This is a genomic window from Bradyrhizobium sp. USDA 4501 (assembly GCF_054062115.1).
In genome coordinates this window covers 6049275-6066104 of record NZ_JBSSEX010000001.1, presented here as the reverse complement: position 1 = coordinate 6066104, position 16830 = coordinate 6049275, and the positions used below count along the sequence as shown (strand labels likewise).

14 protein-coding genes are annotated in these 16830 nt (G+C 64.7%); 7 read left to right on the top strand and 7 right to left on the bottom strand.

From position 1 onward, the window contains the following. The first annotated feature begins 15 nt into the window (after window positions 1-15). From ACVWZM_RS27905 to ACVWZM_RS27875, 7 genes are all read left to right on the top strand, one after another. Complete coding sequence (locus ACVWZM_RS27905) at window positions 16-981, top strand: sugar-binding protein (protein WP_057017426.1); 966 nt, start codon at window positions 16-18, stop codon at window positions 979-981. A 64-nt stretch (window positions 982-1045) separates the two neighbouring features. Next, window positions 1046-2572 (top strand): sugar ABC transporter ATP-binding protein, encoded by a 1527-nt coding sequence (locus ACVWZM_RS27900; RefSeq protein WP_456855363.1) that lies wholly within the window; start codon window positions 1046-1048, stop codon window positions 2570-2572. Then, a complete protein-coding gene (locus ACVWZM_RS27895) occupies window positions 2569-3630 on the top strand; it encodes an ABC transporter permease (protein ID WP_057017424.1) in 1062 nt (353 codons plus the stop codon). The genes ACVWZM_RS27900 and ACVWZM_RS27895 overlap by 4 nt, the downstream gene beginning before the upstream one ends. A 305-nt stretch (window positions 3631-3935) precedes the next feature. After that, on the top strand, window positions 3936-5294 hold the full coding sequence (locus tag ACVWZM_RS27890) for a carbohydrate porin (RefSeq protein ID WP_076826941.1): 1359 nt from the start codon (window positions 3936-3938) through the stop codon (window positions 5292-5294). Between the two features lie 35 nt (window positions 5295-5329). Next, entirely contained in the window at window positions 5330-6094 is a 765-nt protein-coding gene (locus tag ACVWZM_RS27885; protein WP_092081449.1) for an ATP-binding cassette domain-containing protein, read from the top strand. Then, the gene (locus ACVWZM_RS27880; protein WP_456855362.1) at window positions 6094-7176 is read left to right on the top strand and encodes an ABC transporter permease; all 1083 of its coding nucleotides are present in this window, start codon (window positions 6094-6096) and stop codon (window positions 7174-7176) included. The genes ACVWZM_RS27885 and ACVWZM_RS27880 overlap by 1 nt, the downstream gene beginning before the upstream one ends. 96 nt (window positions 7177-7272) lie before the next feature. Then, complete coding sequence (locus ACVWZM_RS27875) at window positions 7273-8205, top strand: sugar-binding protein (protein WP_225642735.1); 933 nt, start codon at window positions 7273-7275, stop codon at window positions 8203-8205. Window positions 8206-8332: 127 nt separating this feature from the next. Here the strand turns inward: ACVWZM_RS27875 and ACVWZM_RS27870 are convergent, their stop codons facing one another. The 7 genes from ACVWZM_RS27870 to ACVWZM_RS27840 all read right to left on the bottom strand — a co-directional run bounded on the left by ACVWZM_RS27870 (window position 8333) and on the right by ACVWZM_RS27840 (window position 16809). Continuing rightward, window positions 8333-9292: a carbamate kinase gene (locus ACVWZM_RS27870; RefSeq protein ID WP_456855361.1), complete on the bottom strand. Its 960-nt coding sequence runs from the start codon at window positions 9290-9292 to the stop codon at window positions 8333-8335. Continuing rightward, window positions 9276-10817 (bottom strand): acyl-CoA synthetase FdrA, encoded by a 1542-nt coding sequence (fdrA, locus tag ACVWZM_RS27865; RefSeq protein ID WP_456855360.1) that lies wholly within the window; start codon window positions 10815-10817, stop codon window positions 9276-9278. The genes ACVWZM_RS27870 and fdrA overlap by 17 nt, the downstream gene beginning before the upstream one ends. Next, window positions 10814-12064 (bottom strand): DUF1116 domain-containing protein, encoded by a 1251-nt coding sequence (locus ACVWZM_RS27860; protein ID WP_456855359.1) that lies wholly within the window; start codon window positions 12062-12064, stop codon window positions 10814-10816. Before ACVWZM_RS27860 ends, fdrA begins: the two co-directional genes overlap by 4 nt. 10 nt (window positions 12065-12074) lie before the next feature. Then, on the bottom strand, window positions 12075-12266 hold the full coding sequence (locus tag ACVWZM_RS27855) for a hypothetical protein (protein WP_168855260.1): 192 nt from the start codon (window positions 12264-12266) through the stop codon (window positions 12075-12077). Between the two features lie 103 nt (window positions 12267-12369). Further along, window positions 12370-13371 carry a DUF2877 domain-containing protein gene (locus ACVWZM_RS27850; protein WP_456855358.1) on the bottom strand — a complete coding sequence of 334 codons (1002 nt, stop codon included), beginning with the start codon at window positions 13369-13371 and terminating at the stop codon, window positions 12370-12372. Window positions 13372-13402: 31 nt separating this feature from the next. Next, complete coding sequence (locus ACVWZM_RS27845) at window positions 13403-15937, bottom strand: branched-chain amino acid ABC transporter ATP-binding protein/permease (protein WP_456855357.1); 2535 nt, start codon at window positions 15935-15937, stop codon at window positions 13403-13405. Then, window positions 15934-16809, bottom strand: a complete 876-nt coding sequence (locus tag ACVWZM_RS27840) for a branched-chain amino acid ABC transporter permease (protein ID WP_456855356.1) — start codon at window positions 16807-16809, stop codon at window positions 15934-15936. The genes ACVWZM_RS27845 and ACVWZM_RS27840 overlap by 4 nt, the downstream gene beginning before the upstream one ends. Window positions 16810-16830 lie beyond the last annotated feature (21 nt).

The following is a 16830-nucleotide window of genomic DNA, read 5'->3' as shown; positions in this document are numbered from 1 at the left end:
GACAGGGAGGTGCATATGAATGTCTCAACCAGAAAATTGATCGTGCCGCTCATGGCGGGCGCTGCCGCACTCGCCATGGCGACGGGGGTAGCACAGGCACAGCAGAAAAAGACCATCGCGCTGGTGACCAATGTCGCGGCCGACTTCTGGACCATCGCGGGCCGTGGGCTTGAGAAGGCGCAGAAGGAGCACCCGGACTACAATATCGAATTGATCGTCACCAATGAAGGGACGGCGGCCGGCCAGCGGCGCGAACTGGACGATCTGCTGGTGCGCGGCGTCGCCGGCATCTCGATCTCGGTCGACGATGCACCGCATGCAACCGAAGAACTTAACAAGGTTGCCGCCAAGACCGTGCTGATCACCACGGACAGCGACGCGCCGCAGAGCAATCGCCTCGCCTATATCGGCACCGACAACGTCGCGGCGGGGCGACAGGCCGGTGAGGAGATCAAGAAGGCGCTGCCGAACGGCGGCAAGATCGCACTGTTCGTCGGAACGATGGACGCCGACAACGCCCGCGAGCGGGTGCAGGGCATCAAGGAAGCGATCGCCGGCACCAAGGTCGAACTGGTCGACGTGTTCACCGACCAGGTGGACTTCGCCAAGGCCAAGGCGAACATGGAGAACGTGCTCGTCAAATATCCCGACATCGCGCTGCTGTCCGGCCTATGGAGCTACGAGACGCCGCTGATCTATGACGCGGTGAAGGCCGCAGGCAAGGCCGGCAAGGTCAAGATCGTCGGCTTCGACGAGGACCAGCGGACGCTGCGCGGCATTTCCGACGGCACGATCGAATCCACGGTCGTGCAGCAGCCCTACGAGTTCGGCTATTTCTCCGCCACCAACATCATCAGGACGCTGAACGGTGACAAGTCCTGGATTCCGAAGGACAGCAAGTTGATCGTGCCGACCAAGGTGATCAGCAAGACCAACGTCGCGGAGTTCGCCGCACATCTGAAGGAACTACTCAAGAAGTAACTTCAGTCGGCTTCAACGCCCGGCCGCCACAGGCCGCCGGGCGTTGTGCAGGAGGACATGCCGAATGGCGGAAACGCTGCTGGAACTCAGCGGAATCAGCAAGACCTATCCCGGCGTCAGGGCGCTCGACGACGTCAATTTGCGCGTCAATCGCGGCGAGGTGCTGGGCCTGATCGGCGAGAACGGCGCCGGCAAATCGACGCTGATGCGCGTGCTGGCCGGCGTGATCGCGCCGAGCACCGGCGTGATCCGCATCGGCGGCACCGAGCACGCCCGGATGACGGTGACCGAGGCGACGCGATGTGGCATCGCCTTCGTGCACCAGGAACTGAACCTGTTCGAGAATCTCGACGTCGCGGCCAATGTCTTCATCGGACGCGAGAAGCTGGCCGGCGGCCCGCTGAAGCTGGTGGACAATGTGCAGATGCACGCCCGCGTGATGCCGCTGCTGGAACGGCTGGGCGCCGATTTCACGCCGGGCACGCTGGTCGAGAATTTGTCGATCGCGGAGCGCCAGATGGTGGAGATCGCCAAGGCGCTCTCGATCGACGCCCGCGTCATCATCATGGACGAACCGACCTCCAGCCTGACGATTTCGGAGACGGAACGGCTGCTCGAGGTGATCGCCGACCTGAAGACGCACGGCATCTCGGTGATCTACATCTCTCACCGGCTCGGCGAGATCATGAGCTGCGCCGATCGCGTCGTGGTGCTGCGCGACGGGCGCACGGTGGGGGAATTGGCGCGCGACGAGCTCAGCCACGCCGCCATGATCCGGCTGATGATCGGCCGCGACCTGAAGGCGCTATATACACCGCCGTCCTGCACGCCGCAGCCGGGCGGCTGCGATATCGCCGGCGTCGTGACCACTGCCTTTCCCGACCGGCAGATCAATCTGTCGGTGCGGCGCGGCGAGATCCTCGGCCTCGCCGGGCTCGTCGGCGCCGGCCGCACCTCGCTTGCCCGCGCGGTGTTCGGCGTCGATCCGATGCTGGGCGGCGAGATCCGGATCGACAACGCCCCGGTCGGCGTCGCCTCGCCGCGTGACGCGATCAGGCAAGGGATCTACCTGGTGCCGGAGGATCGCAAGAAATCCGGCCTGGTGCTGGAACTGCCGATCCGAGAGAACATTACGCTCGCGAGCCTGCTGGATCATGCGCGGATGTGGCTGGTCAACGGCGCGGCCGAGCTCAGAATCGCCAAAGACCAGGCCAGGCGGCTGTCCATCAAGGCGCCGAGCATCGACATCGAAGCCGTGACGCTCTCCGGCGGCAACCAGCAGAAGGTGGTGCTGGGCAAGTGGCTCTCCATGCAGCCGCGCGTGATGTTCTTCGACGAGCCGACCCGCGGCATCGATGTCGGCGCCAAGAGCGAGATCTACGCGCTGATGCGCAGCCTCGCCGACCAGGGCGTCGCGATCGTGATGATCTCCTCGGACATGGAGGAAGTGATCGGCGTCTCCGACCGGGTGGCGGTGATGCATGAAGGCAGTGTCAGCGGCGTGATCGAGCGCGACCAGTTCAGCGAATACAACGTGTTGAGGCTGGCGGTCGGCCAGGCGCTCGAAACCATGGAGGCCGCTGCGCCATGATGAAGAAGGAACTCGGCCTATTCTTGCTGCTGGCGGTGATCTCCGCCATCACCGCCGCGATCAATCCGGCCTTCCTGTCGGTCGTGAATCTGCTGAACATGGCCAATCTGATCGGCCTGTTCGGCGTGTTCGCGCTCGGTGAAGGCCTCGTCATCATCACCGGAGGAATCGATCTTTCGCTCGGCTCGATGTTCGCGCTACTCGGCGTCATCTTCGTCGACCTGCTGACGACCTATCAGGTGCCCTGGCCGTTCGCGCTGGTGCTGGTCCTGATGGGCGGGCTTGCGCTGGGCGGCATCCAGGGCTTCCTGATTACACGGCTGAAAATGCAGCCCTTCATCGTAACGCTGTGCGGCCTGCTGATCTATCGCGGCGCCGCGCGCTATTACACCAGCGATTCGACACGCGGCTTCGGCTACGGTGACGAGGCGAGCACGCTGAGCAACATCGCCTCCGGTAATATTGCGGGCATCCCGAACACCTTCATCTTCCTGATCATCCTTGCGCTGATCCTCGGCGTACTGCTGCACCGCTCGGTCTACGGGCGCTGGCTTTATGCCGTGGGCAAGAACGAGGAAGCGGCGCGCTTCTCCGGCATCAACACCAATCTCGTGATTGCGACCGCCTATGTCATCAGCGGCGCGCTCGCCGGCGTCTCGACCGTGATGTTTGTGTTCTACACCAACTCGGTTTCTCCGAGTTCCTTCGGCAACTTCTACGAACTCTATGCGATCGCGGCGGCCGTCCTCGGCGGCTGTAGCCTGCGCGGCGGCGAGGGCTCCATTCTGGGCATCGTGCTGGGGACGGCGTTGCTGCAGGTGCTGCAGAACCTTGTGAACATCCTCGGCATTCCCAATTCGCTGAACTTCGCGGTGATGGGGACCGTGATCCTGATCGGTGTGCTGGCGGATCAGCAATTGCAGGCCCGTCGACGGCGCAAAGCCGCGCTGGCAGGCCTCGCCCGCACTGCGCCAAGATCGAAGGAAAGCACAATTCTGCAGGGCGCAGCTCAGCATAGCGCAGCTGCGTTGCCGACGACGACGGGCGATCAGGCATGACAACTCGAAAAGGAAGAACCCGGACCGGGAATATGGTCGCGGCGGCTTGAGTAGAGGAACGAGGGGAAGGAGTTCGAGGCGCAAGATCGATCAAGCTCGCGGCGCTCGTATCCAATTTGGCGCAGCAAGCCTGGCCCAGTGAGCCGCAGGCAGACCCTCGCGACCGTCTCGGAGGGCTTTGCGTGCGCGCATTCTATCTCTGATTGATAGAGCGATGAATTGAAACTATCGCGTTCCCCGCAAGGTCTTTGGGCGGGAACGTGGCACAAAAATAGACAAAGCCGGGGACGCTGGGAGTGCAGAAAATGTCACTTAGGTCTGTAAACACCGCGCGGGCGTGCGGCGTGGGGATGGCGTTGGCGTTGTTATCTCTGTTCAGCGGCGGCGGCGCGCATGCGGCCGATCTCATGTCGAAGGCTCCGCCGGTGCCTTACACCGAGACCGATGACTTCTGGACAAGACCATATCTGTTCGGCGATCTCGGCAGGACGCAACTAAAGGAGCGAGGGATCTCGCTGGCCCTGACACTGGGCGACGAAGCCGTCGGCAATTTGTCGGGCGGCAACAGGAACACCGCGACCCAAGCCGGACAGCTTTTCTTTCAGGCCAAGTTCGACATGGCAAAACTTGCCGGCATCCATGGCGGCACGGTTGGCCTCACGCTGGTCGACCGCTTCGGCCGCAACCTGAATGACGAGGCGGGAATTCCGGCGCTGCAGCTGACCAACGAAGTGTTCGGCCGCGGCAGCATTCTTCGCCTGACCGAACTCTACTACTCGCAGAAGCTGTTCGATGATCGCCTTGAGCTCAAGGGCGGCCGTCTTCCGGTCGGCTCCGACTTCTTCTTTGGTCTCTGCGAGTTCATCAACCTGACCTTCTGCGGCGGCCAGCCCGGCAACATCCAGGGTGGCTACATCTACAATTGGCCGGTGAGCCAATGGGCCGGTGTGGTGCACTACAACTTCGCCAAGGAATGGCAGCTCTCGGTCGGCGTCTACGACGCCAACCCGAACTACCTGACGACGTCGGACTCCGCGACTTACTTCCTGCCGGGTGTCCCCGGCTCTAGCCCCGCCTCGGGCGTTCTGGTGCCGGTCGAGGTGGTCTGGGCGCCGAGCGGTCCGTTGAACGGGACCTGGAGATTTGGCGGCTGGTATGACAGCGCATCGACAATTGATGGCGGCCTGCCGGGGATCATTGCGATCTCTCCGGGCACCGGCGGCGTCTCGGACCAGAATCTCGGAGATTCGCGCGGTCGTTATGGCGTCTATGAATCGATCCTGCAGCGGCTGACGGTTGAAGGTCCCAAGGCACAGGGCTGGTACACCTTCCTCAATACGACCGTCGCCGACCACCGCACGTCGTACCAGGATTACCAGATTGCATTCGGCTTCAGGCACACCGGAACGTTCGCCTCGCGCCCGGAGGACGAAGTCGGCTTTGCGGTCGGTACGACCCATGTGAATACCGCTGCGCTCACGCCCAACGCCGGAGGAAACGAAGTTCCGATCGAAGCCTGGTACGGGTGGCAGGCGACGGGCTGGATGAACCTGAAGTTCGACGCCCAGTATGTGATGCATCCTGGCGGGCGCGGGTACAATGCCGCCGGCGTGAAGACCGACAACGCCTGGATTCTCGGTCTGCGCACGCTGGTGCACTTCTGAGCGGAGGTGGCCAGCATGCTTGAGCAAAGCCAGCCATGGTAACCCCTCACGACGCCGGGCTAGCGGTCCTGGAGTTGAAGGGCATCGGCAAGGAGTTCGGCGCCATTCGCGCGTTGCATGGCGTCGACCTCCGCGTGTCGCCCGGCGAGGTGGTCGGCCTGATGGGCGACAACGGCGCCGGCAAGTCGACGCTCGTCAAGATCATTGCCGGCAACTTTCCGCCAAGTCACGGCGAGATCCGCTTTGACGGCAAGGCGGTTCATTTCGCCCGTCCGATCGATGCCCGTGCGGTCGGCATAGAAGTGGTCTACCAGGACCTCGCACTCGCCGACAATCTCACTGCGGCGGCCAATGTCTTCCTCGGCCGCGAGCTCAAGCGCAAGCTTGGTCCATTCGCCTTGCTCGACCACAAGGCGATGGCAGCGCGCGCGCTGCAGCTGTTCGGCGAGCTGCGCTCGGAGACCCGCCCGCACGATCTCGTCAAGCAGATGTCGGGCGGCCAGCGCCAAGCGGTCGCGATCGCGCGGACGCGGCTCTCCAACGCCAGGCTGGTGATGATGGACGAGCCGACTGCCGCGATTTCGGTTCGCCAGGTCGAGCAGGTCCTCGGCCTGATCCATCGCCTGAAGGAACAGGGCGTCGCGGTCATGCTGATCTCGCACCGCATGCCCGACGTGTTCGCTGTCTGCGACCGCGTCGTCGTCATGCGGCGCGGCGAGAAGCGCGCCGACAAGGCGATCGGCGACACCAGCCCCGAGGAAGTCACCTCCCTCATCACGGGAGCGAAGGAGGCTGCGTGATGGCCACGCCCCTGGAATCTCCCCTCACCTTCACCAATGTCGGCAAGGCCAGATGGTGGCGCAGCGGCCTGTTCGCCTCGCAGACCGGCTACGTCCTGCTGGCGCTGGCGGCGCTGTTCGTGCTGATGAACTTCGCCAGCCCCTATTTCCTGACCGCAGGCAACATACAGAATGTGGCGAAGAACTTTTCCTTCATCGCCATCGCCACGCTCGGCATGACCTTCGTCATCATCACGGGCGGCATCGATCTCTCGGTCGGCTCCGTGATGTGCTTTTCAGCGATGACCACCTCAATGGTGATGACGCACGTCTCGACACCGGGCATGCCCGGCGCGGAGTGGTTCGTGCATTTAGCCCCTGACGGCAAGACCGTGATTGCCAATATGCCGGGCTTGATTCTGCTCGTCTCGGTTCTGGCGGGGCTCGGCGTCGCGCTGATTGTCGGCCTCGTCAATGGCTTCTGCATCGCGGTGCTTGGACTGTCGCCGTTCGTCACGACGCTCGGCATGCTCTCGATCGTGCGCGGCCTCGGCTACGTCGTCTCCAACGGCCGCGGCAGTTTTCCCGGCGGCCCCGACGCCGAATATTTCTACACGCTGACATCCGGCGTTGTGTTCGGCATGCCGGCGCCGTTCATCTATCTCGTGGTTCTCGCGCTGGCGATGGCGGTCGTGCTGCATCACACTGGTTTCGGCCGCCACGTCTTTGCCGTCGGCGGCAACGAGAAGGCGGCCGCGCTGACCGGCATCTCGGTCGTCCGGGTGAAGATCGAGATCTACGTGATCTGTGCGCTCGCGGCGGGTCTGCAGGGCATCATCGTCTCGGGCTGGCTGGGATCGGCGCCGGCGAACATGGCGACATCCTATGAGCTCAACGTGATTGCGGCAGCTGTCATCGGCGGCGCCAATCTCGCGGGCGGCGCCGGCGGCCCGCTCGGGGCCATTGTCGGCTGCGTGCTGCTCGAGGTGATCCGCAACGGCCTCGTGCTCGCGCAGGTCAACTCGTACTGGCAGCAGACCCTGGTGGGCGTGATCATCATCGCCGCGGTGCTGGTCGATCGTCTCCGCTTGCGCATGGCCTGAAGAGTTCGTCCTGGAGGATCATGGATGTCCGCCTATCCGCCTCCCGGAGCCGCAGATTTGAGCGGATAGGCACGATAAGAAATGTGGAGGGAAACAATGAGAAAGGCACTTCTTGCCGCTGCGGTCCTCGCCATGATGGCAACGCCTGGCCTGGCCCAGAGCTACAGATTCGTGATCGTGCCCAAGGCCATGAACAACCCGTTCTTCGATTTCGCGCGCGACGGCTGCCAGAAACGCGCCAAGGAGCTCGGCAACATCGAATGCATCTACAAGGGTCCTGTCGAGCACGAGCCGGCGACGCAAGCGCAGATCATCCAGGATTTCGTCACTCAAAAGGTGGATGGCCTGGCCATCTCGGTTGCCGACGTTGCCGCGATGACCAAGTCGATCGAGGCGGCAAGTGCAGCCGGCATTCCCGTCATCACCTTCGACTCGGACGCGCCGGGCTCGAAGCGGATTGCCTATATCGGCACCGACAACAAGGAGTTCGGCCTCGCGCTCGGCAAGCAATTGCTGAAGCTGCGGCCTGATGGCGGCAGATACGCGATGATCTCCGGCGGGCCGGGTGCGGAGAACCTGGCCGAGCGGGTCGACGGCGTGCGTGAGGCACTCAAGGGCTCGAAGTGGACCGAGGTCGGGGGCTCGCCGACCTTCTGCAACGACGATCCCGCGCTCGGCGTTCAGCAGATGACCGATCTGCGCACCGCTGCTCCCGACCTTGCAGCCATCATCCCGGTCGGTGGCTGGCCGATGTTCGCGCCCGAAGGCTTCAAGGCGTTCGCCAGCAAGAGCAAGAAGGACATGGACGCCGGCAAGTTCACGCTCGTCGTGGCCGATACCCTCAAGATGCAGCTTGAACTCCTGAACGAGGGTTACGCCAATGCGCTGATCGGCCAGCGCCCGTTCGAAATGGGCGAGAAAGCGATGGACACGCTGCTTGCCATCAAGAAAGGCCAGAAGGCGCCGCCGATCATCCACACCGGTCTCGACGTTGTGACAAAGGACAACGTCGCGGCGATGCTGAAATAGGCGCGCAGGCAGCCCGAGCGGAACGGCATGGTTCCGGGCCTGTGCTCGCGGCCGACCGACATCGGTATCCCGCCGGGCAGATCCCGGCGGCCATCATCAATGGTGCCGCCATCGCATTTGACGAACGCTAGGGAACTATGTGGGTCCCGGTCTCGCCGGTCAGCGCGCCCATTGCGCAATTAAGATGGCTGATGATCGCGCGCTTGCCACCACCTTCGAGAAAGCGGATGGCGGCATCGACCTTGGGCCCCATGCTTCCCGGCGGAAAATGGCCCTCGCGATGATAGGCCTTAATCTGCGCTAGGCTGACCTGATCCAGCTCCCTCTTGTCGAGCTTGCCAAAATTGATCGCGACGCGGGGCACCGCGGTCAGGATCAGCAGTTCCTCGATACCAAGCACGTTGGCGATATGGGCCGAGGTCAGATCCTTGTCGATCACTGCCGGCACGCCGGTGCGCACGCCCCGTTCGTCGCGGATCACGGGCATACCGCCGCCGCCGCCTGCGATGACGATGGTGCCGCGCTTGACCAGCGCGTCGACCAGCGAAATGTCGCAGACATGTTTCGGTTTCGGAGACGGCACGACATGGCGCCAGCCACGTCCGGAGTCCTCGCGCATTTTCCAGTTCAACTCGGCGCTGATGCGCTGGGCTTCCTGCTCCGTGAAAAACGGTCCGACGAACTTGGTCGGATTGGCGAAGGCGGGATCGTTGGCGTCGACCTCGACCTGGGTCAGCAGGCTGGCGACGTGCCGGCCTTTGCCATGCGCGCGCAAGACGTTCTCAATCGCCTGCATCAGAAGATAGCCGATGCCACCTTGGCTGTGCGCGACGCAGATGTCCATCGACATCGGCGGGATCCGGCTCATCGTCAGCATCTGGCGCATCATGATCTTGCCCACCACCGGCCCGTTGCCGTGGGTGATCACCAGTTCGTTGTCGAGCGCAGCGAGCGGCAGCAGCGCCTCGGCCGTATGCTGGGCGACCGCCTTCTGCTCGTCCGAGGTGCCGCTGATGTCTTCGGGGTGGACGGCATTGCCGCCGATCGCGATCACGAGACGGCGCGGGACCTCATTGAGTGTTCGCATAGCGCGGCATCCTGACGTCGTTGACGGAAAAAGCGAGAGCAAGGTCGCAGGCCTGGGCATTCGACGGCGCCACCACGATGCCGGCGTCCTCGAGCAGCCTGATCTGCGCCGAACGCAACTGGCGATCGAGCTCGGTCCCCGTCACCGACGCAACCAGGACCGGCGCGTCATCCGCGCGGCCCGCCACGACAGCCGCAAGATGCGCTGCCGGATTGTCATGTGCGCCGTATCCGATCACGAGATCGAGCAGGATGACCGCGACCGCGGGATCGACCAGCGCCGCCCGCAAGGCATCGTCGCGCACCGAGGGATCGATCATCGGATGCGGCCGGCCCTGGGTATATTCGTCGGCCCCGAGGTCGACGATGCAGTCCCTCCCCTGCGCTTCCGGGTCGCTGAAATGCGGGACGCCGGGAATGGCGGCATTCGATGCCACCTTGCGACCGCCCGCGGCAAGGATCACCTGAGCCTCGGCACAGAGCGTGCCGCCGGCGAACAGCCCTTCGATGCGCTGCGCCGCCTTGCGTCGCGGCGGCAAACGCGCAGCCACGGCGGCAGCGTCGAACTTGCCGCCAATGCTCCGGCCGTTGCCGAGGGTTTTCTCGGCCGCTTCCCTCAACGTACCGGCAAAGCGTGCATTTGACGGCAGATCCGCCGAGGCGGCGCCGATGAAGCACACCGTGTAGGGCTTCGAGCTGTTTCCGATCCGGCCGAGCACGGCCCGGGCGACGTCCGGATGCGGCGGCTTGGAGATGAGCACGACGCGATCGGTCTCGGGATCGGCATCAAGGGCGTCGATCGCCATCAATGTCGTGATGCCGCCGATCTCCTTCTTCAAATCCCGTCCGCCGACGCCGATAGCGTGGGAAATGCCTTCGCCCGCCTCGGACAGCAGGCACGACACCTCCTGCGTCCCGGTCCCGGATGCGCCGATGATCCCGATCCTCCCACGCTTCAGCCGGTTGGCGAAGGCGAGCGGCGCGCCGCCGATGATCGCCGTGCCGCAGTCCGGTCCCATCATCAAGAGGCCCGCTTCGCGCGCCTGCTGCTTCAGCGACAATTCATCCGCAATCGAGACATTGTCGCTGAACATCAGGACATGAAGTCCGCGGTTCAGCGCCTTGCGCGCTTCTGCCGCGGCGAACTCGCCGGGAACGGAGATCAGGGCGAGGTTGGCGGCGGGTGCGGCCTTGACGGCCGCGGCAATGCTGCGCGGCCGCCACGCCGCTTCGCCCGTGCTGCTCGTCTTGGGGCGATCGAGCGCCTTTTGTGCTTCGGCAAGCGCGACGCGTGCCGCCGCTTCGCTCTCGGCCCTGATCGCGAGGATCAGATCATTGCCCTGCGCGATCACCTCGCCATCAAGCAATCCGGCGTTGCGCAGGATCGCCTGGTTGGACGGCGTGCCCATCATCAGCGCGGCTTCGATGACGCCCGCCGCCGACGCGATCTCGCGCGACAACCGCATCAACGCCACCGAGTCGAGATAGAAGCCCTTGCGAATTTCGTTCAGGACAAACGCGCTCATGACACCCCCAGATCTTCCGCAATGGCGAGAACGGCCTGCCGGAAGCAGGCCATCGGCGCCCGCACCACGCCGGCGCCGACCTGGCCGATGCCGGGCTCGCGATGCGCGATGCCGGTGTTGATGACCGGTGCAAGGCCGGTCTCCACCACCAGGCGAACGTCGATGCCGGTCGGCACGCCAGCAAAGTCGAGCGCGGGGATCGTCCATTCCGGATTCTGCCCGACGGTGATTTCACTCATTGCCCGCGTGAAATTGCCCGCCGACGACGGCGCCCCGGCGCCGATGAATCCGGCAACTGCCGGAGCTGCTGCCATCGCGAAGCCACCAAGCCCGACCGTCTCGACGATCGCGGAGTCGCCCATGTCGGGATTGGCATCCTTGCGCGAATAGCTCGGGAAATAGAGTCCTTCCGGCATTTCCACCGGCGCCGTGAACCAGCGATCGCCCAATCCGCTGACACGGACCCCGAAGTCGGTTCCGTTGCGGCACATCGCGGTCACCACCGTCGAACCGCGAATCCCGCTGGCGGGATCGGTCAGCGCTTTGCCCATCGCCATCGCGATGTTGAGAAAGAACTGATCGTTCTGCGCGATGAAGCCAATGCAGCTTGCGAGAACCTCGTTGTCCGTCGAGGTGCGCGCCAGCGCCGACCCGATCTCGCGCAGGAACACGCTGGAGCAGGCCAGGTTGCGCTGGTGCATTTCATCGCCCATCGAGAGTCCGCGCGCGATGATCGCCTTCAGGTCGATCCCGCCATGCGCGCGGATCGCCCTGGCCAGCACCGGCCCAAATACATCACGCAGCCAGCCGAGGCGGGCCAGCACGCTATCGTCATTGCCGCCGAAGCGCATGACCTTGCCAAGGCCCTCGTTGATGGCGCAGTAGGCGCGGTTGCCGTATTTGACGTTCTCGACGACGAACACCGGCATGGAGACCGTGGTCATGCCGGTCATCGGACCAACCGCGCCGAAATGATGATTGGGGTGGAAGGCGACGCCGCCGCCGGCCGCGAGTTCGAAGGCGGCTTCAAGATCCGGAGCCCAGCCTTCGAACACGATGGCGCCTGCCACCGCGCCACGCATCGGACCGCACATTCGGTCCCAGGTGATCGGCGGCCCGGCATGAAGGATCATGCGTTCCTTCAACCCTTCCAGCACGTCGCGTGCCGGAACGATATCGATCAGCCTGGGCTCACCCTCGAGGATGCGGGCCAGCGCCTGCTTGTTGGCGTCTTCGATCAGCTTCATGGCCGCGCTCTCACGTACCGAGCTTGGCGAGCAGTGCCGCCATTTTGGGATCGCCGTCGGCAGGAGGCGTCCAGTCGACCTGTACGACCTCGACATCGCAGTCCCGCAAGTCCTTCACAAAGCCTGCCAGCCCGACGTTCACCACGCTCGGCTTGCTCATCAACAAACGCCCGCTCGGCGTCCCTTCCTGCTTGGTCACCACTTGCGGCCTCCCGAGATCCGATGCATCTACCTTAGTAAGAAAGTTTTTACTTTGTCAAACACGCGCGACCAGTCGTCCAATTCCCGTCGCGGCGCATGATCGTTTAGGCCCCTGCGATTGATCGCGTCGGCGGGCCGTTGCCGGTGAGGCCGGCATGATGCAGCGCGCTGTCGTTGAGCAGCCGGCACTCGATCGCGCGCAACACCATCAGCGCACCTGCAAACGCATCCAGTCCAGAGCTTTGCCCGATCCGCGACAGCGCCGCGACCGCGGACTTGATACGATCGACCCGTCCGCCAATCGTCGCGTCGATGGCTTCATGGAGCGCCGCCGCCGCGAAGCCAAGCACGGCACTGTGCAGGTGGGCGGCACTGATCTGATTGGTCCGGCCGAGATGCGCGCGACAGGTCTTCCACAGCGCGTCGCGCGTCGCGAGACGGCCGAGGCTGGCGAGCGCGACCAGCGCGCCGCCGATCAAGTCGTCGCCGGATGGCGTGAGCCCGGGACCAAGTCCGATCAATTCGACGATCTCCGGGTAGTCACGCGGTACGCATCGCTCTCCGCGAAGCCCGGCCTCGATCAATTGCTTGAGCGCGGCGAGCGCCGGCGCCGCGGCAGCGAGCACCCGCGACGGCCTTGTGGGCGGCTCCGCGCCACCCGAGGCGGCCAGCCCCTGCTCGACCGGCAAGCGACGCCAGACCTGATCGACCATCGCAAGCCCTACCCGCAAACTGTCGAGCGTCCATTCCGGCGAAGGCGGCGGCGCCCATACGGAGGCCGTCTCGAAACCGGCAAACCGCATACCGTCGACGAGCAGCATCGTGTCGACGATCGCAACCTCTTGTCCGGGAACGAGCAGCCGCGGCTCGATCCCGGTGCACCGAAGATGCAGCGGGCCGGAGCCGAGGTCTTTGACACCGATGCAGATCCAGCAATCGTCGAGCACCGCATAAAGGCTGCGCTCGAACACCGCCGCAATACGGCCGCGCCGTCCGCTGCGCAGCGCGCGGCGCGCAAGCACGCCGACCTCGATTACGGCACCGCCGTCGAATCGTTCAGACACGGGCGCGCCGGGCAGGTCGCGAAACGTATTGCCTAGCCGCATCACACCGATCTCCTGCTGCGCAACCATGGCGTCAGGACGTGAGCACGGCGGTTCGCGGCACGCTACTCCCGTGGGCCTCTCCGCCGAGATAGGCGGCTTCAAGCGAGGGATCCTCCGCGATGATTTCGGCCGCACCGCTCTTCAGGATGGTGCCGGTCTCAAGCAGGTAGGCCCTGTCGGCAAGCGCAAGGGCTTGCCCGGCCATCTGGTCGACCACGATCAGGGTCATCCCCTCGACGCGAAGCTGCTCGAACGAGGCGAACAACTCGTCGACGACAAGCGGCGCCAGTCCAAGCGACGGCTCGTCAAGCATGAAGACCTTGGGCGCGGTCAGGAGCCCACGCGCGACTGCGAGCATCTGCTGCTCGCCGCCCGACAAAAGGCCCGCGCGATGGTTGATACGCTCCTTCAGGCGCGGAAAGCGGGCAAACATCGCGTCGATCTCCGCGTCGAGTTCGAGACCCTTGCGTGCGAAAGCGCCGAGCTGCAAGTTCTGCCGCACCGTCAGCTCGGGAAACACCTGCCGTCCTTCGGGTACCAGCACGATGCCGGCCCTGGCGCGGATATGCGCCGGCATCTTGTCGACGCGGGCGCCGGACAGCCGGATCTCGCCGACCGACCGCGGTGGTTCGAGACCGGCAATCGAGCGCATCAGGGTGGTTTTGCCCGCTCCATTGGCGCCGAGTACGGCGATGGCCTCGCCGGGCGCGACGGCAAGGTCGATCCCACCGAGCGCCCGCGACAGGCCATAGAAGGCATCGAGCGTGCGGACTTCGAGCGCCGTGCCTTGTTTTGCCGGGCGCGGCGCACGGCGCCGCTCACCCGACGGCGCATCGCCGAGATAGGCCTTGCGGACCAGCGGATCGTTGCGGATCGCCGCCGCATCGCCGATCGCGATGCGCTTGCCGCCATCGAGAACGACGATGAGGTCGCTTAGCGACATGATCATCGGCATGTCGTGCTCGACGATGATGACCGCGATCCCGGTCTCCGCGATGCGACGGAGCAGAACCGTCAGCCGCTGCTTGTCGCCCTTCGAAAGACCCGCGGCCGGCTCGTCGAGCAACAGGACCTTCGGACGCAAGGCGAGCGCCCTCGCGATCTCGACCAGTCGCTTCTCACCATGGGGCAGCGCGTCCGCGCGTCTGCTCAAATCGCCGTCGACACCCGCAAAGCGCAACAGCGACCGTGCAAGGCGCTCCTGCGCGTCATTGTGCAGCGCCGACACGATGTTACCGAGCTTGCCGGCCGTCGCCGCCAGCAGGACATTCTCGATGATCGAGAGCGAGCCGAAGAGCTGCGTCGTCTGGAACGTTCGCGCCACTCCGACACGCGCAAGCTGGTGCGACGGCAAGCCGGTGACGTCGCGGTCGCCAAGCTTCACGGTGCCGGATTTCGGACGGTAGAAGCCGCAAAGCAGATTCAGCGCGCTGGTTTTGCCCGCACCATTGGGGCCGATGACGCTGGTCACCGTGCCGGGTTCGGCGGTGAACGAGACGTCCTGCACGGCGCGGACACCGCCGAACGAGATCGAGAGGTTTGCGACGTCAAGACGCGACGCGCTGCTGGTCCCGATGCCGAGGTCGGCGACCGGCTCGGCGCCCATTGCGCCCGTATCGGCCTTCGATCCCGTCGGCAGGAACCTTGCCGCGAATTGCTCGAGCAGCCCCATGATGCCTGAGGGCGCGAGCCGCAGCACGGCGAAAAGCAGCACGCCAAAGGCAAGCAGACGATACTCCGCGAGATCGGACAGCATTTCTGGCAGCAGCACGACGAGCGTCGCCCCGATCACCGGCCCCAGCGCCGAGCCGGCGCCGCCGACCATGACGCCGAACAGCAGCAGGATCGACTGCAGAAAGGGGAACGAACTCGGGCTGATATAGCCCTGCAGGGGCGCAAACAGCGCCCCCGCCAAAGCCATCGCTGCGGCCGAGATGATGAACGCCACGGTGCGGACCCGCACGAGATCAATGCCGATCGAGCGCGTCGCAACCTCGGTGTCGCGGGCGGCACGCATGGCGTAGCCCCAGCCGCTCCGCTTCAGGCGCTCGAACAGGATGAGGCCGGCGAACACCAGCACGATGCCCGCGATCGCCAAATGCCGCTCCGACAGCGGAAAGCCGAACACTTCCGGCGGCGCGGTCAGGATCAGGCCGTTGCCGCCGCCCGTGAGGTCGCGCCACTCGATCGTGCCGTGCTCGACGATGAAGCCGAAGGCGATCGTCACCATCGCGAGATATGGACCTCGCACGCGCAAGGCCGGCATGGCGAGCAGACCACCGACGACGCTGACAAGAGCAATCGCGGCAGCCGTCGCCGCCAGATAAGGCCACCCCGCCTTCTCCATCAGGAGCACGGTCGTATAGGCCCCGATCGCCATGAAGCCGATGTGGCCGAGCGAGATCTGCCCCGCCAGACCGAGCAGCACGTTGAGGCCGATACAGGCGATCGCCGTCAGCGAGATGGTCGCGGCCAGGAACACGCCGTAGCTGTCGGCGACGGCAGCATAGAGGATAGCGGCCGCGAGTGCCGCGACGGCGGCGAGAATAGAGACGCGAGAGGTCATACCTTTTTCACTCCGGCTCGGCCGAGCAGCCCATGGGGGAGGACGACAAGGATCGCGATCACCGAGGCGAATGTGATGATCTGGGTGTAGACTGATCCCAGGTAATTGGTCGCGAACACCTCGATCAGGCCGAGACAGAGCCCGGCCAGCATCACGCCCCAGGCGCTGCCGAGGCCGCCGATGATCGCCGCCGCGAAGGCCTTGATGCCGAACAGCGTGCCCATTTCGGAGGACACGTTGAACAGGGGAGCGATCAGCAGCGCCGCAACCCCGGCCAGCATCGCCGAGACCGCGTAGCTTGCCGCGATGGCGCCGCTGACGTTGATGCCCATCAGCCGCGCTGCGTTCGGGTTCTGGACCACCGCGAGCATGGCGACGCCGTGGCGCGTCCGGCGACTGAGCAGATGAAGTGCCAGCGCGAGCAGCAATCCGAGCACGGGGATCAGGAGCTGCAACGGATAGACCCCCGCGCCCTCGACGATCTGGATCGGCTTGGCCGCCAGGACGGACGGAAAGCTGCGCGGCTCCTTGCCGAAGACGAACATCATCAGGTTGTCGACGATGATGCCAACCGCAACGGTTGCCATCAGCCAGTTGTCGGAGCCGCGCTGCACGAACGGCCGGACGGCAAAGCGCTCAATCAGCAGGCCATAGACCGCGCAGACGAGCAGAACGGCGGGAATGCCGGCCGCGGCCGGCCATCCCCACAGCACGAGGAAGAAGTATCCGGCAACGGCTCCCAGGGTCATCGAGCTGCCCTGGGAGAAATTGACCGTGCCGGAGACGGCGTAGGTAACGTGGAAGCCAAGCGCAAGCAGCCCGTACATGCTCCCAAGCGCCAGTCCTGTTATCACCGCGGGAAGAAATGACATCGATGACCACCCTGCTCGTTT